This window comes from Citrobacter sp. C13 (assembly GCF_014596815.2).
Lineage (GTDB): Bacteria > Pseudomonadota > Gammaproteobacteria > Enterobacterales > Enterobacteriaceae > Citrobacter > Citrobacter portucalensis.
Map to the genome: position 1 here is coordinate 3,950,440 of NZ_CP115024.1, position 20,042 is coordinate 3,970,481.

Genomic DNA, 20,042 nt, shown 5'->3' on the forward strand with positions numbered 1-20,042 from the left:
AGATGAACACCACCCAACTTACGGCGCTATGCCAACGTTATCAGGCAATATTACTGGATGCAGACAATGAAGTAGTGCATATCGCCGTCGTAGACGCCCCATCACACGAGCTGCTGGATGCGCTGCATTTTGCCACCACCCGGCGCATCGACATTATCTGCTGGACACGTCAGCAAATGGAAGGCCACACACATACACCGCAGACAATGCTCCCGGCAGTGGTCACGAAAAGCAGCGCCAGCGCAGCAGACTTGCTGAATCAGACGTTTCATTCCGCTCTGACGCAACGGGCTTCTGATATTCATTTTGAACCCGAGGAAAATCACTATCGAATCAGATTACGCGTAGATGGCGTGCTTCACGCTTTACCGGAAGTCACGACCGAGATGGGCATTGCCATCACCGCAAGGTTAAAAGTATTAGGCAGCCTGGATATCGCCGAGCATCGGCTTCCACAAGACGGACAATTTACCGTTGAGATTTCAGGAGAGCCGGTCTCGTTTCGCATCGCCACCCTGCCCTGTCGCTACGGCGAAAAGGTCGTGTTGCGGCTACTTCATCAGGTCGATCAGTCACTGGAGATCGCCGCGCTGGGAATGCAAGACGCGCAGCTGACCGCATTTTCGCAAGCCTTGCAGCAGCCTCAGGGGCTGATTCTGGTTACCGGGCCTACCGGAAGCGGCAAAACGGTCACGCTGTACAGTGCGCTGCAAACCCGAAACACCCCGGATGTGAATCTTTGTAGCGTGGAAGATCCGGTAGAGATCCCGATCGCAGGTCTCAACCAGACGCAAATTCACCCACGTGCCGGCCTGACTTTTCAGGGAGTCTTACGTGCTCTGCTGCGCCAGGATCCCGACATTATCATGGTGGGTGAAATCCGCGATGGCGAAACGGCCGAAATAGCCCTTAAAGCCGCGCAAACCGGCCATCTGGTTCTTTCTACGCTGCATACCAATTCCACCAGTGAAACGCTGGTGCGCCTGCAACAAATGGGTGTCGCACGCTGGATGATCGCCTCCGCGCTGACGCTCGTTATTGCACAGCGGTTGGTCAGAAAGTTGTGCCCCCATTGCCGACAACGTCAGAGTACGCCTATCACGCTCCCGAAAGCTGTCTGGCCTACACCACTACCGAATTGGCAGGCCCCTGGCTGCAAACATTGTTATCACGGATTTTATGGTCGTGCGGCATTGTTTGAAGTGCTCCCTGTTACTCCGGCATTACGTCAGAGTATTGCCAGTGGCACATCCGTAGACGAAGTGGAATCTGATGCTCAGCAATCAGGAATGAGAACGCTTTTCGAGAATGGCTGTCAGGCCGTCGAGCAAGGATTAACGACATTTGAAGAGCTGATTCGTGTACTGGGCATGCCTCATGTCCGCTAAACAGCTTTGGCGCTGGCAAGGCATTAACAACGAAGGTAAATCGCTGGAAGGAACGCTATGGGCCGATACCCGACCGTCATTGATACTGGCTCTTGAGGAACAACAGATTACGCCACTGCGCATTAAACGTATGCGTGTCAAAACCTCGCACTGGAGCCGCACAAGAAGTGCCGAAACCATACACCAGTTGGCGACATTGCTAAAAGCAGGGTTAACGCTCTCAACAGGGCTGGCTCTGCTTGCTGAACAGCATCCCAGCAGTCAATGGCAGGCGCTACTGCGTACGCTGGCTTACGATATGGAACAGGGCATTACCCTCTCCACCTCGCTATCACAATGGCAACACGTTTTTCCGCCCCTTTACCAGGCAATGATCCGCACCGGAGAGCTTACGGGTAAGCTGGACGACTGCTGTTTTGAACTCGCACACCAGCAAAAGAAACAACAGCAACTTGCTGATAAAGTTAAAAAAGCCCTGCGCTATCCGATTATCATTATCACCATGGCGGTAATGGTCGTATTTGCGATGCTGCAGTTTGTACTCCCTGAGTTTGCCGCTATTTACCAGACGTTCAACACCCCGCTACCGGCGCTCACTCAGTGGATTATTACCATCGCACACTGTAGCAGCCAATGGGGATGGCTGGCGGTAGCACTTGGCCTGGTAGCAGTTGCCACACATCATTTGATAAAGCAGAAACCGTACTGGCTCATTCTGCGCCAGAAATTGCTGCTCAGCCTCCCGGTCATAGGGCCGATGGTGAGAGGGCAAAAACTCACGCAGATATTCACTGTTCTGGCGTTAACGCAAAATGCGGGCATTCCCTTTTTGCAGGGTCTTGAGAGCGTTACCGAAACGCTGGCTAACCCTTTCTGGTCGCAACGTTTAGCACTGGTTCAGCAGGATATCAGCGCTGGAAAACCGATCTGGTTAGCGCTTAAAAATAGTGGTGAATTCAGCCCATTGTGTATACAGCTGGTCAGAACTGGTGAAGCTTCCGGCTCGCTGGATGCAATGCTGCGCAATCTTGCGCATCACCATGGCGAGAAAACCCTGGCTCAGGCTGAGAATTTGGCTGCATTACTTGAGCCTGCGTTGCTGATCATTACGGGGCTTATCATCGGTACCCTAGTCGTCGCGATGTATTTACCGATTTTCCATTTGGGAGATGCGATGAGCGGAGTAGGATAAATTCAAATGCCGGATGGCGGCGTAACGCCATCAGGCATTTCACAGAACTAGCTGTTCTTACAGGCTATTGAAAACACGGTTTTCTTGTTCCTGTACACGAATAAACGTTGTACGTTTGGTCAGCTCTTTCAGACGGGATGCGCCCACATAGGTACAAGCAGAACGCAAACCGCCGAGGATATCGCGAGCGGTATTATCAACCGGGCCGCGCAGTGGCAGCTTGACGGTCTTACCTTCTGCAGCGCGGTACTGTGCAACACCACCTACGTGACGCGTCATTGCAGATTCAGAGCTCATACCGTAGAACAGCATGAATTTCTCACCGTTCTCTTCAACAATTTTGCCGCCACTTTCTTCATGACCAGCCAGCATGCCGCCGAGCATCACGAAGTCTGCGCCGCCACCGAACGCTTTTGCCACGTCACCCGGCATTGTGCAACCGCCGTCGCTGACAATCATGCCTCCCAGACCGTGGGCTGCATCGGCGCATTCAATAACTGCAGAAAGCTGTGGATAGCCAACGCCGGTTTTTACACGTGTGGTACATACTGAACCTGGGCCAATGCCGACTTTGACAATATCAGCACCGGAGAGCACCAGCTCTTCACACATTTCACCGGTGACCACATTGCCCGCACAGATCGTTTTTGTCGGCCATGCTTCACGCGCTTTCGACACGAACTGAACAAAATGCTCTGAGTAGCCATTGGCCACATCAATGCAGATAAAGTTCAGCGCGGGGTTGAGCGCCAGAATCTGTTTAGTTTTTTCGAAATCTGCATCAGACGTACCGGTTGAAACCATTACGTGTTTGAGCACATCGGCAGAGCTCTCTGCGATGAAGGCGGCCCAGTCTTCAACAGAATAGTGTTTGTGCACAGCGGTCAGGATGTCGAAGGATGCCAGTGCCGTTGCCATGGCAAACGTCCCGACAGTGTCCATGTTCGCGGCAATAATAGGTACGCCGGACCAGGTCTGACCTGAATGCTTAAAGGTAAATTGACGTTCCAGCTCAACATCGGAACGGCTTTTGAGAGTAGAACGCTTAGGGCGGATAAGAACGTCTTTGAAACCTAACTTCAGATCTTCTTCGATACGCATGTGCGGATTCCTGGGGTTAATGGCGAAAAATCGAAACTCACAACTCCAGTGACGCTATCATACGCACTAATCAATGCCGCGCAAGACTGCGAAATTCTCTTTTTTTACGCTACAATCCCATAAATTTACCTGGCGAATAGTAGGTTAATCCTGCAGCAGCCTCGCCTTCGCACGCATAACTTTTAACTGTTTGATAATCAAACTTAAACTCCAGGATCGGCATCTATGAGGTATACGGTAGCCTTAACCGGCGGCATTGGCAGTGGTAAAAGCACCGTTGCAAATGCGTTCGCTGACCTCGGAATAAACGTCATTGATGCAGATATTATTGCGCGCCAGGTGGTTGAACCCGGCACACCTGCTCTTAAGGCGATCGAAGAACATTTTGGTTCCGACGTTATAGCCGCAGACGGATCGTTGCAGCGACGCATTTTACGCGAACGCATTTTTTCCAATCCTGAGGAGAAAAGCTGGCTGAATGCCCTGCTCCATCCGCTTATTCAGCAGGAAACGCAGCGTCAGTTTCAGCAAGCAACCTCTCCTTATCTGCTATGGGTTGTCCCTTTGCTGGTGGAAAATTCGCTGTATAAAAAAGCCGACCGCGTACTCGTGGTGGATGTCACCCCCGAAACCCAGCTCAGACGCACCATGCAGCGTGATGACGTCACGCGTGAGCATGTTGAACAAATTCTTGCTGCCCAGGCAACGCGTGAAGCGCGGCTGGCCGTGGCAGACGATGTTATTGATAATAATGGCGCACCGGAAGCCATCGCCTCGGATGTCGCCCGCCTGCACGCGCTCTATTTGCAATGCGCGTCGCAGTTTGTCTCACAGGAAAAACCGTAATGCACACCCAGGTCCTTTTTGAACACCCTCTCAATGAGAAGATGCGCACATGGCTGCGCATTGAGTTTTTAATCCAACAGCTCTCCGTTAATTTGCCCATTGCTGACCATGCCGGCGCTCTGCATTTTTTCCGCAATATCGGAGATTTACTGGATGTATTTGAACGCGGCGAAGTCCGCACCGAACTCCTCAAGGAACTGGAACGACAGCAGCGTAAACTCCAGGCCTGGGTCGAAGTTCCCGGCGTTGATCAAAGCAGAATCGACTCTTTGCGTCAGCAGTTAAAAAGTGCAGGTAGCATTCTGATTTCTGCCCCGCGTATTGGACAGACGCTGCGCGAAGATCGTCTGATTGGTCTCGTCCGTCAGCGTTTAAGTATTCCTGGCGGGTGCTGCAGTTTCGATCTGCCGACCCTGCATATCTGGTTACACCTGGCACAGTCGCATCGTGACGCGCAGGTTGAAACCTGGCTTGCCAGCCTGAATCCGCTCAATCAGGCGCTGTCGCTGGTACTGGATTTAATTCGCAACTCAGCGCCGTTTCGTAAGCAAACCAGCCTGAATGGTTTTTATCAGGACAACGGCGAAGATGCAGATCTGCTACGCTTGCAGCTGCCGCTTGATTCGCTACTTTATCCGCAAATTTCTGGTCATAAGAGCCGTTTTGCCATCCGTTTTATGCCGCTGGATAGCGAGAATGGTCAGGTGCCTGAGCGCCTCGATTTTGAACTGGCGTGCTGTTAAGGAGTCAACATGTCTGAACAAACCATCGTCAACTGCCCAACCTGCGGCAAGCCTGTAGTATGGGCTGAGGTCAGTCCGTTTCGCCCATTCTGCAGCAAGCGCTGCCAGTTAATCGATCTGGGAGAGTGGGCCGCAGAAGAGAAACGCATCCCAAGCTCTGGCGATCTGTCAGAAAGCGACGACTGGAGTGAAGAACAGAAGTAATTCTGCTAAAACGGTGGGTCGGATTAGGCAACGCCGCATCCGGCATTTTATGTTGTTTTGCCTGATGGCGCTGCGCTTATCAGGCCTACGAACTAAAACGTTGGGCGGGCATGCGTAGCGCCCCCGCCATAATTTGCCGGATGCGGCGTTGCCTTATCCGGCCTACAGCACCATTAGCCAGCTATCAGCTTTTCAATGACCGGTGCATTCGCGGGCGGGAAATCCTGCGCATTCAGAGCATCTTGCGCAATCCACTGCGCCGGTTGCCCCTCTTTTCCCCACGGCTCGCCTTCCCAGCTTTCAACCAGCCAGAACCACAGAGTGATATGCCTGTCCGGAAACTGATACTCCAGCTTTTCGAACAATGAGCTTTGAGTCGGCGTGATCCCCACTTCTTCCTGTAGCTCGCGAATCAGCGCCTGCTCCGGTGTTTCGCCCGCTTCAATTTTCCCGCCGGGGAACTCCAGCTTATTGGCCATGTGGGCATCAGCCGCACGCTGGGTGATAAAAATTTCATGTTGATGATTACGAATAATCCCGACGGCGATTTGCAGTATTTTCATCTTTATCGTCCATAAAAAAGGCGCAGAATTCTGCGCCTTTTCAGTAAGTTATTTTCTTAGCTCAGACGGCCGTGGCACTGTTTGTATTTTTTGCCAGAGCCGCAAGGACACGGATCGTTACGACCCACTTTACGATCGCCAGTTTGTGCTGCCAGCTCTTCTGCCGCGGCAGAATCGTCGCCTTTATGGCTCAATTGCTGCATCTGCGCTAAGCGCTCAGCTTCTTCACGACGCTGCTGCTCCATAGCTTCGACTTCTTCAGGCATACGCACCTGAACTTTGCTCAGGGTGCTGATCACTTCGTATTTCAGTGATTCCAGCATTGACGCAAACATAGAGAAAGATTCACGCTTGTATTCCTGCTTCGGATCTTTTTGCGCATAACCACGCAGGTGGATACCCTGGCGCAGATAGTCCATCGCAGCAAGGTGCTCTTTCCACAGGGAGTCGAGAGTTTGCAGCATCACGCCTTTTTCGAAGTGACGCATCATCTCCGCGCCCACAACTTCCTCTTTACGCTGATAAACTTCGATGGCGTTTGCCAGGATACGTTCACGCAGCGTTTCTTCGTGCAGCTCAGGCTCTTTATCCAGCCACTCTGAAATCGGCATCTCAAGATCGAAGTCGTTTTTCAGACGTTCCTGCAGACCGGGGATATCCCACATTTCCTCCAGAGACTGCGGCGGAATATAGGCATCAATAGTTGCTTTGAAGACATCTTCGCGGATGCTGTTGATGGTTTCGCTAACATCAGTTACGTCCAGCAGTTCGTTACGCTGGGTGTAGATAGCACGACGCTGGTCGTTGGCGACATCATCATATTCCAGCAACTGCTTACGAATATCGAAGTTGCGGCTTTCCACTTTACGCTGCGCGTTAGCAATTGCTTTGGTCACCCATGGGTGTTCAATGGCTTCGCCAGGCTTCATACCCAGTTTACGCATCATGCCTGACACGCGGTCAGAGGCAAAAATACGCATCAGCGCATCTTCCATCGACAGATAGAAACGGGAAGAGCCCGCATCACCCTGACGGCCCGAACGACCACGCAGCTGGTTATCGATACGGCGAGATTCGTGACGCTCGGTACCGATAATATGCAAGCCACCGGCTGCTAATACCGCGTCATGGCGAACCTGCCACTCGGCTTTAATCTGCGCGATTTGTTCCGGAGTTGGGTTTTCCAGCTCGGCAACTTCCGCCTGCCAGCTACCGCCCAGCACGATATCGGTACCACGACCTGCCATGTTCGTCGCGATAGTCACGGCTGACGGATAACCCGCCTGGGCGACGATTGCAGCTTCGTTGGCGTGGAACTTGGCGTTCAGAACGTTGTGTTTGATACCCGCTTTGCTCAGCTCGTTAGACACTACTTCCGATTTTTCAATGGAGATAGTACCTACCAGTACCGGCTGGCCATTTGCAGTACGCTCTTTAATATCTTCAATGATCGCCTGAATTTTTTCCGCTTCGGTCATGTACACCAGATCCGGTAAATCCTTACGGATCATCGGACGGTTGGTCGGCACAACCACGGTATCCAGTTTGTAGATGGAGCTAAATTCAAACGCTTCAGTGTCGGCTGTACCGGTCATACCGGCCAGTTTTTCGTACAAACGGAAGTAGTTCTGGAAGGTAATAGATGCCAGCGTCTGGTTCTCGTTCTGGATCTCTACGCCTTCTTTAGCTTCAACAGCCTGGTGCAGACCATCGGACCAGCGACGCCCCTGCATGGTACGACCGGTGTGTTCATCGACGATGATAACTTCGCCGTCTTTCACGATGTAATCTACGTCGCGGGTAAACAGCACGTGTGCACGCAGTGCGGCAGTCACGTGGTGCATCAGCATAATGTTACCAGGAGAGTACAGTGACTCGCCCTCGTCCATAATGCCTTCGTTAACCAGCAGCTCTTCAATCAGTACCAGACCACGCTCGGTCAGGTTAACCTGGCGCGCTTTCTCATCAACAGAGAAGTGGCCTTCGCCCTGGAACGTGTCGGAATCTTCCTTCTCCTGACGGATCAGGTGCGGGATGATTTTATTAACTTTTTTGTACATTTCCGAGCTGTCTTCAGCCGGGCCGGAAATGATCAGCGGCGTACGCGCTTCATCGATCAGGATGGAGTCGACTTCATCGACCAGCGCATAGTGCAGTTTACGTTGAACACGCTCTTCCGGACTAAACGCCATGTTGTCACGCAGGTAGTCAAAGCCGTATTCGTTATTGGTACCGTAAGTAATATCGGCGTTATAGGCTTCACGCTTGGCTGGCGCAGGCAGGCCAGACATGTTGATACCAACGGTCATGCCGAGGAATTCAAACAGCGGGCGGTTATTTTCGGCATCACGCTGAGCCAGATAGTCGTTCACGGTAACCACGTGTACGCCCTTCCCGCTTAATGCGTTCAGGTAGGCTGGCAGCGTCGCGGTCAGGGTTTTACCTTCACCAGTACGCATTTCCGCGATGCAGCGATCGTTAAGCACCATACCGCCCAGCAGCTGAACGTCGAAGTGACGCATACCGAACACGCGCTTACTCGCTTCACGCACTACTGCGAACGCTTCCGGGATCAGGCTCTCAACGCTGGCACCTTTTTCCAGACGAGCGCGGAATTCAGCGGTCTTCGCTTTCAGTTCATCATCGGAGAGTTTTTCCATCTCCGGTTCCATCGCGTTGATGACATTGACCACTTTACGCATACGACGCAGCGTACGCTCGTTACGGCTACCGAATACTTTCGTTAATAATTTGATTAGCATAATAAAATCTCAAACGCCCCGCGGTGCGGAGTCAAAAATTATAAGTTGGAAGGTTCTTTTTTAGCTGAGGCGTTGAGGACCAGCGCGGATACCCTGCAGCTGGCTGATCCAGACCGGAACGCTAAACGCGGCCTGAGAGGTAAAGTGTGCGTATGTCACGCGACTTACTGTCGCGGGCGGAGTGCCTTCTTGCGTCAGCATCGCGCTGAGCGTATTCAGTAACGCAAGATGGTGCGCCTGGATTGGCAATGGCTCTTCGGCAACGGGCAACGCCTGAGGTGCCATGGCAAAAGAAAGATGGCGGATAACCGTACGAATAGCATGTTGATGCCAGTAATCGACGGTAAAATTTGGGCGCCGATTGGTCGCTTCCAGCAAAGCAAGCTGGCTAAAGTTAACTTTAGCACCTTGATCGTGATTGCTGGCGGTCGCCTTCGCGGGAGTATTAGGTTCAGCAGCATTACCGAGCGCGGGCAGGCCAAAACTAGCCGCGACCATCCCCAACAGGAGATGCGGCCAGAAGTACCGTCTGCCTAACTGTCGCCAGCGCGTCAGTATTCCACTCACGTTATTGCCACCTGATATACCCTGCGTTTGGGGTTACAAATGCAAAACCATTTTTTGCGCACAAATCTTACCATTAATGCGTTCGCACCACAGCAGTAATGACAGCAAGTCGCGGGTAAATATGCTTAAGAAAGCAGCGATCGAACGGTATTTTAATCTACCTGTGGGGAAAAAGTCGCTTCAGATAAGGTGGTTTGCACTCGGAAGATAAAAAAACGACTGGCTCACCTGGCCGGAGAGAGTGCCAGATTTACCAGTCGAATTTATGCGACAGCGTATGTCGTTATGCCAGTACGGTCGATGGTGCTTTGAACGCCAACGGCAGTTCTGCATCGTCCTGGAAGGTCACATATTCCCAGGCTTCCTGTTTTGCCAGGACCGCCTGCAGCAGTTTGTTATTCAATGCATGACCGGATTTATACGCGGTAAATGCACCAATAATGTTGTGACCACACATGAACAAGTCACCGATCGCGTCGAGCATTTTGTGACGAACGAATTCATCTTCAAAACGCAGGCCGTCTTCGTTCAATACGCGATAATCGTCAACAACGATGGCACAATCGAAGCTGCCGCCCAGGCACAGGCCGCGGGACTGCAGATATTCGATATCACGCATGAAGCCAAAAGTACGCGCACGGCTGATCTGACGCATGAACGCATCCGCAGAGAAGTTCATCGCGTAGCGCTGCGTGCTGGAGTCGATCGCCGGATGGTTAAAGTCGATGGTGAAATCCAACGTAAAACCATTATACGGCTTAAACTCAGCCCACTTATCGCCATCTTCGACACGAACGGTCTCTTTGATGCGAACAAATTTTTTGGCGCTGCTCAGTTCTTCAATACCTGCATCAAGCAGCAGATAAACGAACGGAGCGGCACTGCCATCCATGATCGGGATTTCCGGTGCGTTAACTTCAATAACGATGTTATCGATACCTAAACCCGCCAGAGCAGCATTAAGGTGCTCTACGGTTGAAATCCGTACATCATGCTCATTGACCAGACACGTACAGAGCATGGTATCACGCACAGATTTGGCATCGGCCGGGAAATCTACCGGAGGATTCAAGTCGGTGCGACGATAGATGACCCCGGTGTTGGCCGGCGCAGGGCGTAATGTCAGGGTGACTTTTTTGCCGGTATGCAAACCGACGCCAGTCGCCTGAACGATACGTTTAAGAGTCCTTTGTTTGATCATCGTATAATCTCGCCAAATTACCTATCCAACCGAAGTGTACTATACATTCGGTGGGCCAGTTTAGCACAAAGAGCCACAATTCCCAAATTCCAGCTAATTCTTAATCAGCTTGCTTACGCAGGAATGCTGGGATATCCAGATAATCCGGCTCTTTGGTGGTTTGCGGCGTATTGTCGTTAACCACTTTCGCTACCGGTTTCTGCTCTTGCGTCAACGGCGCCATGCCGTGCTGCTGGTAACGATCCATTACCGGCTGCTGTACCTGCTTGTTGGTCACCAGAGTGATTTCAGGACGTTTGTCCATACCAATTCCAGTCGCAACAACGGTGACGCGCAGTTCGTCGTTCATATCCGGGTCCAGGGAGGTACCGATAACCACGGTCGCATTATCCGATGCAAAGGCACGAATCGTGTTACCGACGGTTTCGAACTCATCCAGACGCAGGTCGAAGCCCGCAGTAATGTTGACCAGCACGCCGCGCGCGCCAGACAGATCGATGTCTTCCAGCAGCGGAGAAGAGATAGCCATTTCAGCCGCTTCTTCTGCACGGTCTTCACCGCTTGCCACGCCTGAACCCATCATCGCGTAGCCCATTTCGGACATCACGGTGCGCACGTCTGCAAAGTCGACGTTCATCAGGCCCGGACGAGTAATCAGTTCAGCGATACCCTGGACTGCGCCTTTCAGCACGTCGTTCGCTGCGCCAAACGCATCCAGCAGGGAGATTCCGCGACCCAGCACTTTCAGCAGCTTGTCATTCGGAATAGTGATCAGAGAGTCCACATGTTTGGACAGCTCGGTGATACCCTGCTCCGCGAATGCCATACGCTTCTTACCTTCAAAGTTGAAAGGCTTAGTCACGACAGCAACGGTCAGAATACCTAAATCTTTTGCTACTTCAGCAACCACTGGCGCTGCACCGGTACCGGTACCGCCGCCCATGCCAGCTGCGATAAACACCATGTCTGCCCCGTCAAGCGCTGCACGCAGAGCTTCACGATCTTCGTCTGCCGCATTACGGCCGACTTCCGGGTTTGCACCCGCGCCCAGACCTTTGGTGATGCCGCTACCAATCTGAATGGTCTGTCCAACCGCCGTTTTACGCAACGCCTGAGCGTCGGTATTCACCGCGAAGAATTCAACACCTTCGATGCGCTCGCGCACCATGTGTTCAACGGCATTACCGCCGCCGCCGCCGACGCCGATGACTTTAATCACCGCGTCATTGGTTAGTTCCATAGGTTCAAACATAGTTTCTCTCTCCGTTGTGCCTGTCGCCTGAGACCGTTAATGTGCGTTGGTCTCTTTAAAAATTAAAACTCTTTTCGCAGCCAGCTATTGAGTCGTTTGATCCACGAGCCAACTGATGCCGTAACGCGTTTTTCAACTTCAGCCTCACCACTCAAATGGGATTCTTTCCCGTAGTGAAGCAGCCCCACTGCCGTTGAATAATACGGCTCCTGGGCATAATCCGTCAGACCAGTGATATTCAGCGGTGCGCCAATACGTACTTGCGTATGGAACACGCGCTGTGCGCAGGCCGCAAGACCTTCAATTTGCGCAGCGCCACCGGTTAACACAATCCCCGCCGCCAGATGATGTTTCACACCCTGCTGGCGAAGCTGTTCTTGTAATTGCAAAATTTCTTCGTTGACCAGGTTGAGCAGCTCGGTATAACGCGGCTCAATGACCTCTGCCAGGGTCTGACGTTGCAGGCTACGCGGTGGACGACCACCTACGCTTGGCACTTCAACGCTTTCGTCTTTACCCACGATGGAGCCCAGCGCGCAGCCATGGCGCACTTTGATGGCTTCAGCATCGCTCGGCGGCGTACCAAAGGCATACGCGATATCGCTGGTCACTACATTCCCTGCATAAGGGATCACTTTAGTGTGGCGCAACGCCCCGCCAGTATAAACGGCGATGTCCATTGTACCACCACCAATATCCACCACGCAGACACCCAGCTCACGTTCATCTTCCGTCAACACGGAATAACTGGCTGCCAACCCGGCAAAAATCAGTTGGTCAACTTTCAGACCACAACGTTCAACGGCTTTGACAATGTTCTTCGCCATGTCGTTGTGGCAGGTAATAAGATGGACTTTTGCCTGCATACGCACGCCGGAAAGACCGACCGGATTTTTAATGCCTTCCTGGTAGTCGATGGCGTATTCCTGCGGAATAACGTGCAGAACACGATGTTCATCGCGAACGCGTACGGATTTTGCCGTATGTACTACGTTTTCCACATCTTCCTGCGTCACTTCCTCTTCGGAAATGGGCACCATACCAATTTCATTTTGACAGCTAATATGTTTACCGGAAAGTGCCAGATACACCGAGGAAATCTGGCAATCTGCCATCAGTTCAGCCTGGTCAATGGCGCGCTGTACGCACTTCACCACTGACTCAAGGTCATTCACCCCGCCTTTATCCATACCTCGCGATGGGCAACTGCCCACGCCAATGATATTGACCATACCGTCGGGCAGAACTTCCCCTACTAAAGCGGCTACCTTCGCGGTGCCAATCTCCAGTCCAACTACCAGTTTTCTGTCCGTCGCCTTGATCATTGTTGTTCTGCCTGTGCCTGATTCTGTTGCTGATTAGATTCCTCAGGAGGCAAGGGAACCCAGCCTACTGCCGCTCCTGAGTCATAACGCAAATCAACGTAGCTAATCCGTTTGCCATCGGTTTGCGCCTGCTGCTGTAAAACCGGGTAGAGTTCCACAAAGCGAGCCAAACGTTTTATCGTATCGCCCCTGCCCAGATTCAGCTTAATATCGTTATTCAGCGTCAACTGCCAGGAACGACGAGCGGTCATCGCCGCTTCCTTCAGGGTGAATCTATCCTTAGCCAGCACCTGCCCCATATCGCGGAACCCTTGCAACACTTCACTTGCGCTGCCTTCCGGTCCATACAACATGGGTAATACCTGCTTATTGGCCCGACCGGTTGGAACACTGAACGTATTTCCTTCAGCATCCACCATATGTTGGTCATTCCAACGCGCAATGGGCACATATTCAACCAGATGAATCTTCAATTCATCGGGCCATTGCTTTCTGACGCTCGCCTGTTTAATCCAGGGGAGGCGTTCAATTTGACTCTGAATGATGTTCACATCCTGAGTCATAAAGGTTCCCGGTGCGCCCAGTGCCAGAATGGACTGACGAATATCGTCATTGCGCGTGTAATGCCGTTCGCCGGTTAACACCAGTTTCGATAAAGGCAAACGTTGCGCATCTTCCATCCATCCCAACACTACCCAGCCGCTGACAAACACGGTGCACAGCACTGTCAGCAGGAACAATATTCCTGCAAGACGCGTTCCATTATTGCGGCGTGAGGAGTTTACTTCTTCTTCATCACCGTTTCGCGTGTTCAGCGCAGCCTGCGACATATCAGTCCGCCAACTCCAGAATTCTTACCACCAACTGCGAGAAGCTCAGCCCCACCTGACGCGCCGCCATCGGCACCAGACTGTGGCTGGTCATACCCGGAGAGGTATTCGCTTCCAGCAGATAAAACTGGCCATCGCTGTCCAGCATGACGTCAATGCGACCCCAACCTTTACAGCCCAATGTGGTCCACGCTTTCAGGACTATTTCCTGTAAACGGGCCTCTTGTTCGACTTCCAGACCGGCAGGGCAGAAATATTGTGTCTCATCAGAGAGATACTTCGCCTCATAATCATAGAAGGTTCCCGCGGGTTGGATACGTATTGACGGTAAAATTTCTTCACCAAGTATCGCAACTGTAAATTCCGGGCCACTGAGCCATTTTTCGATCAGTACTTCTTCATCATGCTGAAAAGCCAATGCTAATGCACCCTGCAAAGCATTTTCTTCTTCAACTTTTGACATTCCTACGCTTGAGCCTTCACGGCTTGGCTTCACAATCAGCGGAAAACCTAGCGCAGAAATTTTTGTAACTGCTTCATCGCTAAGACCTTTTTCGAACTCAGCGCGGGTCAATGCAACCCAAGGCGCGACGGGTAAACCTGCGCCCTGCCACAGCAGCTTGCTGCGCAGTTTGTCCATCGAAATTGCTGAAGCCATGACGCCGCTGCCGGTATATGGCAGGCCAATTTGCTCCAGCATGCCCTGCAACGTGCCATCTTCACCACCACGACCGTGCAGCGCAATAAACACCTTCTGAAAACCCATAGATTTCAGAAGAGTGACATCAACCTCTTTAGGGTCAACCGGATGGGCATCGACACCACCTTCGCGTAACCCTGCCAGTACGGCCGCGCCGGAATTCAGCGAAACGTCACGCTCTGCGGAGGTTCCCCCTAACAGGACCGCGATTTTATCAGCCATGTTGTTCTTCCTCCGGGTTTTGCGGCTTCAGTTTGATTTCAGCTAAGGAACGCGCGATTTTGCCGATATTTCCAGCGCCCTGCACCAAAATCAGATCGTTGCCGGTTAATACCGGCGCCAACATGTCTGCCACCTGAGCCGGATCGGATACCAGAATCGGGTCGATCTTACCGCGACCACGGATCGTACGGCACAGCGAGCGGCTGTCAGCCCCCGGAATCGCAGCTTCACCCGCGGCGTATACATCCAGCATCAACAGCGCATCGACCTGAGTCAGCACGTTGGCAAAGTCGTCATACAAATCGCGTGTACGCGTAAAGCGGTGCGGCTGGAACAGCATTACCAGATTTTTGTCCGGCCAGCCCGCGCGAGCAGCTTTAATCGTGGCATCCACTTCCGTTGGGTGATGACCATAATCATCCACCAGCATCGCCGTCCCGGCTTTACCGTTTACCGGCTCCAGCGGGAATTCGCCGAGGAAGTCAAAACGGCGTCCGGTGCCCTGGAAACTTTCCAGCGCGCGCAGAATTGCGTCGTCTTCAATGCCTTCTTCTGTTGCCACTGCCACCGCCGCCGCCGCGTTCAGCGCATTGTGACGGCCCGGTGCGTTCAACGTCACGCGTAAATCGGCCATCCCCTGACGCAGAAGCGTGAAGTGTCCTTGTGGACCAATCTGCTGGTAATCTTCGACGCGCACATCAGCATCATCGCTGAAACCATAGGTTGTGGTTTGACGACCAACTCGCGGCAACAACTCGCGGATCACCGGGTCGTCAACGCACATAACCGCACGACCATAAAACGGCAAGTTATGCAGGAAATTAATAAACGTCTGCTTTAAATTTTCGAAGTCGCCATGGTAGGTATCCATATGATCGGCTTCGATATTGGTAACAATCGCTACCATCGGCTGCAAATGCAGGAACGACGCATCGCTCTCATCCGCCTCCGCAATTAAATAACGGCTATGACCCAGACGCGCATGGACGCCTGCGGCCTTCACCAGACCGCCGTTGACAAACGTCGGATCCAGCCCCGCTTCTGCGTAGATACTGGAGACCATCGCTGTTGTCGTGGTTTTACCGTGCGTCCCGGCAATGGCGATACCGTGACGAAAACGCATTAACTCCGCCAGCATTTCAGCACGACGGATCACCGGAATACGCGCTTCATGCGCCGCAACAATTTCCGGGTTATCCGCAGAAATCGCGCTGGATACCACCACCACGCTCGCATCACGCACATTTTCAGGGCGATGGTTGAAGAAAATCGTGGCGCCCAGATTCGTCAACTGCTGCGTCACCGGGTTCGGCGCCAGGTCAGAACCACTGATCTGATAACCTTCGTTGGCCAAAACTTCGGCAATACCGCCCATACCAGCACCACCGATGCCGACAAAGTGAATGTGCCGAACGCGACGCATTTCGGGCACGATGGAACGCAGTTTTGCCAGTTGTTGTGTATTCATTCTTTAGCCATTAACTTCTTAGTTCATGCGATGCAAAAGGCATCACCACAATTACGCCCGGGCAGCCCGGCTCACTTCATTAGCAACACGCTCTGTGGCATCCGGTATGGATGCGGCGCGCGCACGTTCTGCCATGGTTAATAAGGTTTCTCGCGACCACCCGGAAAGGGTGTTCGCGACGGCATCCACAGTAAACTGCGGCTGCTCAAGAATTTTAGCGGCGCCCGCTTTTTCAAGCGGCAGCGCATTCCAGTACTGCTGTCGGTCTTTGTGCTGGAAAGGCACAAACAGCGCAGGCAAACCCGCAGCGGCAATTTCGCTTACCGTCAGCGCGCCGGAGCGACAAACTACGACATCCGCCCACGCGTAGGCGGCTGCCATATCATCAATAAACTCAGTGACCTTGTGCTGCGTTTGTCCCGCGTCGGCATACGCCTGTTCAACGGTTTGCTGCGCGCCTTTGCCGCTCTGATGCCAGAGAGTCACCGCGTCGCCAAGCTTTGCGGCAACCTGCGGCATCGTCTGGTTCAATACGCGTGCGCCCTGAGATCCCCCGACGACCAGCACGCGAACCGGGCCTTCACGCCCCGCCAGACGCGCTTCGGGCAACGGCAGCGCCAGAACGTCGGTGCGTACCGGGTTACCCACCACTTCCGCATTCGGGAAAGCGCCAGGAAAAGCCTGCATCACCTTCGTTGCAATCTTCGCCAGCCACTTGTTGGTTAATCCCGCAATGCCGTTCTGCTCATGCAGGACAACCGGGATGCCTAATGACCAGGCAGCCAGACCACCAGGGCCGGACACATAGCCGCCCATCCCCAGCACCACATCAGGCTTAAACTGCTTCATAATGGCGCGCGCCTGACGCCAGGCATTAAAAATACGCACGGGGGCGGCAAGCAGCGCGTTGACACCTTTGCCACGCAAACCGGAGATGCGAATAAAGTCAATTTCAATGCCATGCTTCGGCACTAAGTCCGCTTCCATACGGTCGGCGGTGCCCAGCCAACGAACCTGCCAGCCCTGGGCCATTAAATGGTGCGCGACCGCCAGCCCCGGGAACACATGCCCACCGGTACCGCCTGCCATCACCATTAACCGCTTCGGTTGACCACTCATCGTGCACCTCGTGTAAACGCCTGGGCTTTTTCCAGACGCGTTTCATAATCAATACGTAACAAAAACATGATGGCCGTCGACATAATCAACAAACTGGAACCACCATAACTGATCAGCGGTAACGTCAGACCTTTTGTTGGCAGCATACCTGCTGCCGCGCCGACGTTTACCAGGGCCTGGAAGCTGAACCAAATCCCGATGGAGCAGGCTAAAAAGCCTGAAAAACGGTGGTCAATTTCCAGTGCTTTGCGACCGATCGACATCGCGCGAAAAGCGACGAAGAATACCATTAAAAGTGCCAATACCACACCGATATAACCCAGCTCTTCCCCAATGATGGCGAAGATGAAGTCGGTGTGCGCTTCCGGTAAATACTCCAGTTTTTGCACTGAATTACCTAACCCCTGACCCCAAACCTCACCGCGACCAAAAGCCATCAGCGATTGCGTTAACTGGTAGCCGCTGCCAAACGGATCTTCCCATGGGTTCCAGAAGGAGGTTACGCGGCGAATACGATACGGTTCGGCAAGGATCAGCAGCACCACCGCCGAAATCCCCATGCCGATAATGGCAATGAACTGCCACAGTTTCGCACCAGCGAGAAACAGCATCGCCAGCGTCGTGACAAACAGCACCACTACCGTACCAAGGTCAGGCTGCGCCAGCAGTAAGACTGCCAGCACCAGAATCACACCCATCGGTTTTAAGAAGCCGCGCAGGTTGTTACGCACTTCATCGACTTTACGCACCAGGTAGTTAGCGAGATAACAGAACAGCGACAGCTTGGTGAATTCCGCAGGCTGAATACGCAGCGGCCCCAGCGCGATCCAGCGCGACGCCCCGTTAACGGAGCTACCCACCACCAGCACGATCAACAACATGATGATCGAGGCGATCAGCATCGTCGTACTGTACTTTTGCCAGAACTCCATCGGCAGACGCAGCGTCACCATCGCCAGACAGAACGCGAGGAAGATGTACAGCGCGTCACGTTTAGCGAACAGGAACGGATCGCCTGCCAGGCGTTGCCCTACGGGCATCGATGCTGATGTCACCATCACAAAACCGATCGCTGCCAGACCAAAAGTCAGCCACAGCAGCATGCGGTCGTACATGATCAGGCTGTCCGCGTCTTTATCACGCGAAGCCATCACCCAGCCTTTAAGTGCCGCGAAGATCCACGCCAGGACACCCAGTCCCGGTACGCGCGGCATTTTCAGACGAGGGAGAGAGAATCGCATCAACCCAACTCCTTCGCTAAACGGGTAAAGACGTCACCGCGTTGCTCAAAGTTCTTGAACTGGTCAAGGCTGGCGCAGGCTGGCGACAGCAGCACCATATCACCCGACTTCACACGCGGTGCGAGCAGACGCATTGCCTGCTCCATGGTTTCAGTGTGTTCCGCAACCTCAGGACGCAGAGCGGCAAGCTGCGCGCCATCGCGACCAAAGCAGTACAGACGAATGTTGTCGCCAGTCAGGTAGCGTTGCAGCGGCGTAAAGTCGGCCGATTTCCCATCGCCGCCCAGCAGCAGGTGCAACGTACCGTCAACGTGCAGACCATTCAGTGCCGCTTCTGTGCTGCCAACGTTGGTCGCTTTTGAATCGTTAATCCAACGCACACCGTTATGATTCAGTACCAACTGGAAACGATGAGCCAGACCGGTAAAGGTAGTCAGCGCTTTCAGGCTGGATGCCCGCGGCAGACCCGCAGCATCCGCCAGCGCCAGCGCAGCCAGTGCGTTGGTATAGTTATGCTGGCCGGTAAGCGTCATCTCTTTCACGTTCAGGACTTTTTCGCCCTTCACCCGCAGCCAGGTTTCACCCTGCTGACGATTGAGATGATAGTCACCCATGTTGATGCCAAAGCTCACGCAGCGCTCATCCGCCCCGCGAATCGGCATGGTCAGCGCATCATCGGCATTAACCACACACACTTTCGCATTCTCATAGACGCGCAGTTTGGCCGCACGGTACTGCTGCAAGCCAAACGGATATCTGTCCATATGATCTTCGGTGACGTTCAAAATGGTGGCGGCTACAGCCTGTAAGCTGGAGGTTGTCTCCAGCTGGAAGCTCGACAGCTCCAGTACATACAGCTCACGTTCGTCATCCAGCAGCATCAGCGCGGGCAGGCCGATATTTCCGCCAACACCCACGTTCACACCAGCCGCTTTCGCCATTTCTCCCACCAACGTGGTGACGGTGCTTTTCCCGTTGGAACCGGTGATCGCGACGATCGGCGCCTGCGCTTCACGACAGAACAGCTCGATGTCACCCACAATTTCGATCCCTGCATCAGCAGCGGCGCTCAGCGAAGGATGCGCCAGGGCAATACCAGGGCTGGCGACGATGAGATCGGCGGCCAGCAGCCAATCATCATTCAGGCTGCCAACATGACGCTCAACCGCTTCCGGCAATTTATCCAGGCCAGGTGGCGTTGCGCGGGTATCCATCACACGCGGCGTCACACCACGCGCCAGAAAGAAATCCACGCAGGACAGCCCGGTCAATCCCAGACCGATAATGACGACTTTTTTACCCTGGTAATCAGCCATGA

At 53.3% G+C, this 20,042-nt stretch carries 18 protein-coding genes; 5 read left to right on the forward strand and 13 right to left on the reverse strand.

Features of this window, described 5'->3' with window-relative positions; all coding sequences use genetic code 11:
• Positions 1-2: 2 nt before the first annotated feature.
• Together gspE and hofC are read left to right on the forward strand one after the other, a co-directional pair.
• Positions 3-1,388 carry a type II secretion system protein GspE gene (gene gspE / locus IB222_RS18930; protein ID WP_149384455.1) on the forward strand — a complete coding sequence of 462 codons (1,386 nt, stop codon included), beginning with the start codon at positions 3-5 and terminating at the stop codon, positions 1,386-1,388.
• Entirely contained in the window at positions 1,378-2,580 is a 1,203-nt protein-coding gene (hofC, locus tag IB222_RS18935) for a protein transport protein HofC (protein ID WP_149384456.1), read from the forward strand. The genes gspE and hofC overlap by 11 nt, the downstream gene beginning before the upstream one ends.
• 57 nt (positions 2,581-2,637) lie before the next feature.
• Here hofC and IB222_RS18940 read toward each other — a convergent pair whose 3' ends face one another.
• Entirely contained in the window at positions 2,638-3,681 is a 1,044-nt protein-coding gene (locus IB222_RS18940) for a GMP reductase (RefSeq protein ID WP_003829510.1), read from the reverse strand.
• A 225-nt stretch (positions 3,682-3,906) separates the two neighbouring features.
• Between IB222_RS18940 and coaE the strand changes: the two genes are divergently transcribed.
• Genes coaE through yacG form a run of 3 tightly spaced genes read left to right on the forward strand, consistent with a single transcriptional unit; the run spans position 3,907 to position 5,474 of the window.
• Complete coding sequence (gene coaE, locus IB222_RS18945) at positions 3,907-4,527, forward strand: dephospho-CoA kinase (protein ID WP_003829511.1); 621 nt, start codon at positions 3,907-3,909, stop codon at positions 4,525-4,527.
• The gene (gene zapD / locus IB222_RS18950) at positions 4,527-5,270 is read left to right on the forward strand and encodes a cell division protein ZapD (protein WP_003829513.1); all 744 of its coding nucleotides are present in this window, start codon (positions 4,527-4,529) and stop codon (positions 5,268-5,270) included. The genes coaE and zapD overlap by 1 nt, the downstream gene beginning before the upstream one ends.
• 9 nt (positions 5,271-5,279) lie before the next feature.
• The gene (gene yacG, locus IB222_RS18955) at positions 5,280-5,474 is read left to right on the forward strand and encodes a DNA gyrase inhibitor YacG (protein ID WP_003018740.1); all 195 of its coding nucleotides are present in this window, start codon (positions 5,280-5,282) and stop codon (positions 5,472-5,474) included.
• Positions 5,475-5,647: 173 nt separating this feature from the next.
• Here the strand turns inward: yacG and mutT are convergent, their stop codons facing one another.
• The 12 genes from mutT to murD all read right to left on the reverse strand — a co-directional run bounded on the left by mutT (position 5,648) and on the right by murD (position 20,040).
• Positions 5,648-6,037 carry an 8-oxo-dGTP diphosphatase MutT gene (mutT, locus tag IB222_RS18960; protein ID WP_063941107.1) on the reverse strand — a complete coding sequence of 130 codons (390 nt, stop codon included), beginning with the start codon at positions 6,035-6,037 and terminating at the stop codon, positions 5,648-5,650.
• A 56-nt stretch (positions 6,038-6,093) separates the two neighbouring features.
• Complete coding sequence (gene secA / locus IB222_RS18965) at positions 6,094-8,799, reverse strand: preprotein translocase subunit SecA (protein WP_003829517.1); 2,706 nt, start codon at positions 8,797-8,799, stop codon at positions 6,094-6,096.
• Between the two features lie 60 nt (positions 8,800-8,859).
• Positions 8,860-9,366, reverse strand: coding sequence for a secA translation cis-regulator SecM (gene secM / locus IB222_RS18970; protein WP_003829520.1), 507 nt, complete (start codon positions 9,364-9,366; stop codon positions 8,860-8,862).
• A 283-nt stretch (positions 9,367-9,649) separates the two neighbouring features.
• Positions 9,650-10,567 carry a UDP-3-O-acyl-N-acetylglucosamine deacetylase gene (gene lpxC, locus IB222_RS18975; RefSeq protein ID WP_006686706.1) on the reverse strand — a complete coding sequence of 306 codons (918 nt, stop codon included), beginning with the start codon at positions 10,565-10,567 and terminating at the stop codon, positions 9,650-9,652.
• A gap of 100 nt (positions 10,568-10,667) precedes the next feature.
• Positions 10,668-11,819: a cell division protein FtsZ gene (ftsZ, locus tag IB222_RS18980; RefSeq protein WP_003018753.1), complete on the reverse strand. Its 1,152-nt coding sequence runs from the start codon at positions 11,817-11,819 to the stop codon at positions 10,668-10,670.
• 62 nt (positions 11,820-11,881) lie between these two features.
• A complete protein-coding gene (gene ftsA / locus IB222_RS18985) occupies positions 11,882-13,144 on the reverse strand; it encodes a cell division protein FtsA (RefSeq protein WP_003018755.1) in 1,263 nt (420 codons plus the stop codon).
• The gene (gene ftsQ / locus IB222_RS18990) at positions 13,141-13,974 is read right to left on the reverse strand and encodes a cell division protein FtsQ (protein ID WP_003018758.1); all 834 of its coding nucleotides are present in this window, start codon (positions 13,972-13,974) and stop codon (positions 13,141-13,143) included. The genes ftsA and ftsQ overlap by 4 nt, the downstream gene beginning before the upstream one ends.
• Position 13,975: 1 nt before the next feature.
• The gene (locus IB222_RS18995; RefSeq protein ID WP_149384457.1) at positions 13,976-14,896 is read right to left on the reverse strand and encodes a D-alanine--D-alanine ligase; all 921 of its coding nucleotides are present in this window, start codon (positions 14,894-14,896) and stop codon (positions 13,976-13,978) included.
• Positions 14,889-16,364 (reverse strand): UDP-N-acetylmuramate--L-alanine ligase, encoded by a 1,476-nt coding sequence (murC, locus tag IB222_RS19000; protein WP_003018763.1) that lies wholly within the window; start codon positions 16,362-16,364, stop codon positions 14,889-14,891. Before murC ends, IB222_RS18995 begins: the two co-directional genes overlap by 8 nt.
• A 51-nt stretch (positions 16,365-16,415) precedes the next feature.
• The gene (gene murG / locus IB222_RS19005; RefSeq protein WP_149384458.1) at positions 16,416-17,483 is read right to left on the reverse strand and encodes an undecaprenyldiphospho-muramoylpentapeptide beta-N-acetylglucosaminyltransferase; all 1,068 of its coding nucleotides are present in this window, start codon (positions 17,481-17,483) and stop codon (positions 16,416-16,418) included.
• Positions 17,480-18,724 carry a cell division protein FtsW gene (gene ftsW, locus IB222_RS19010; RefSeq protein ID WP_003829529.1) on the reverse strand — a complete coding sequence of 415 codons (1,245 nt, stop codon included), beginning with the start codon at positions 18,722-18,724 and terminating at the stop codon, positions 17,480-17,482. The genes murG and ftsW overlap by 4 nt, the downstream gene beginning before the upstream one ends.
• Entirely contained in the window at positions 18,724-20,040 is a 1,317-nt protein-coding gene (gene murD, locus IB222_RS19015; protein WP_149384459.1) for a UDP-N-acetylmuramoyl-L-alanine--D-glutamate ligase, read from the reverse strand. Before murD ends, ftsW begins: the two co-directional genes overlap by 1 nt.
• Positions 20,041-20,042: the final 2 nt, after the last annotated feature.

Excerpts from the sequence above, each read along its gene's own strand:
- secA (WP_003829517.1), bottom strand. The coding sequence starts at position 8,799 with ATGCTAATCAAATTATTAACGAAAGTATTCGGTAGCCGTAACGAGCGT.
- murD (WP_149384459.1), bottom strand. The coding sequence starts at position 20,040 with ATGGCTGATTACCAGGGTAAAAAAGTCGTCATTATCGGTCTGGGATTG.
- ftsA (WP_003018755.1), bottom strand. The coding sequence starts at position 13,144 with ATGATCAAGGCGACGGACAGAAAACTGGTAGTTGGACTGGAGATTGGC.
- zapD (WP_003829513.1), top strand. The coding sequence starts at position 4,527 with ATGCACACCCAGGTCCTTTTTGAACACCCTCTCAATGAGAAGATGCGC.
- yacG (WP_003018740.1), top strand. The coding sequence starts at position 5,280 with ATGTCTGAACAAACCATCGTCAACTGCCCAACCTGCGGCAAGCCTGTA.
- gspE (WP_149384455.1), top strand. The coding sequence starts at position 3 with ATGAACACCACCCAACTTACGGCGCTATGCCAACGTTATCAGGCAATA.
- ftsQ (WP_003018758.1), bottom strand. The coding sequence starts at position 13,974 with ATGTCGCAGGCTGCGCTGAACACGCGAAACGGTGATGAAGAAGAAGTA.
- ftsW (WP_003829529.1), bottom strand. The coding sequence starts at position 18,724 with ATGCGATTCTCTCTCCCTCGTCTGAAAATGCCGCGCGTACCGGGACTG.
- mutT (WP_063941107.1), bottom strand. The coding sequence starts at position 6,037 with ATGAAAATACTGCAAATCGCCGTCGGGATTATTCGTAATCATCAACAT.
- IB222_RS18940 (WP_003829510.1), bottom strand. The coding sequence starts at position 3,681 with ATGCGTATCGAAGAAGATCTGAAGTTAGGTTTCAAAGACGTTCTTATC.
- ftsZ (WP_003018753.1), bottom strand. The coding sequence starts at position 11,819 with ATGTTTGAACCTATGGAACTAACCAATGACGCGGTGATTAAAGTCATC.
- IB222_RS18995 (WP_149384457.1), bottom strand. The coding sequence starts at position 14,896 with ATGGCTGATAAAATCGCGGTCCTGTTAGGGGGAACCTCCGCAGAGCGT.
- murC (WP_003018763.1), bottom strand. The coding sequence starts at position 16,364 with ATGAATACACAACAACTGGCAAAACTGCGTTCCATCGTGCCCGAAATG.
- hofC (WP_149384456.1), top strand. The coding sequence starts at position 1,378 with ATGTCCGCTAAACAGCTTTGGCGCTGGCAAGGCATTAACAACGAAGGT.
- coaE (WP_003829511.1), top strand. The coding sequence starts at position 3,907 with ATGAGGTATACGGTAGCCTTAACCGGCGGCATTGGCAGTGGTAAAAGC.
- lpxC (WP_006686706.1), bottom strand. The coding sequence starts at position 10,567 with ATGATCAAACAAAGGACTCTTAAACGTATCGTTCAGGCGACTGGCGTC.
- murG (WP_149384458.1), bottom strand. The coding sequence starts at position 17,483 with ATGAGTGGTCAACCGAAGCGGTTAATGGTGATGGCAGGCGGTACCGGT.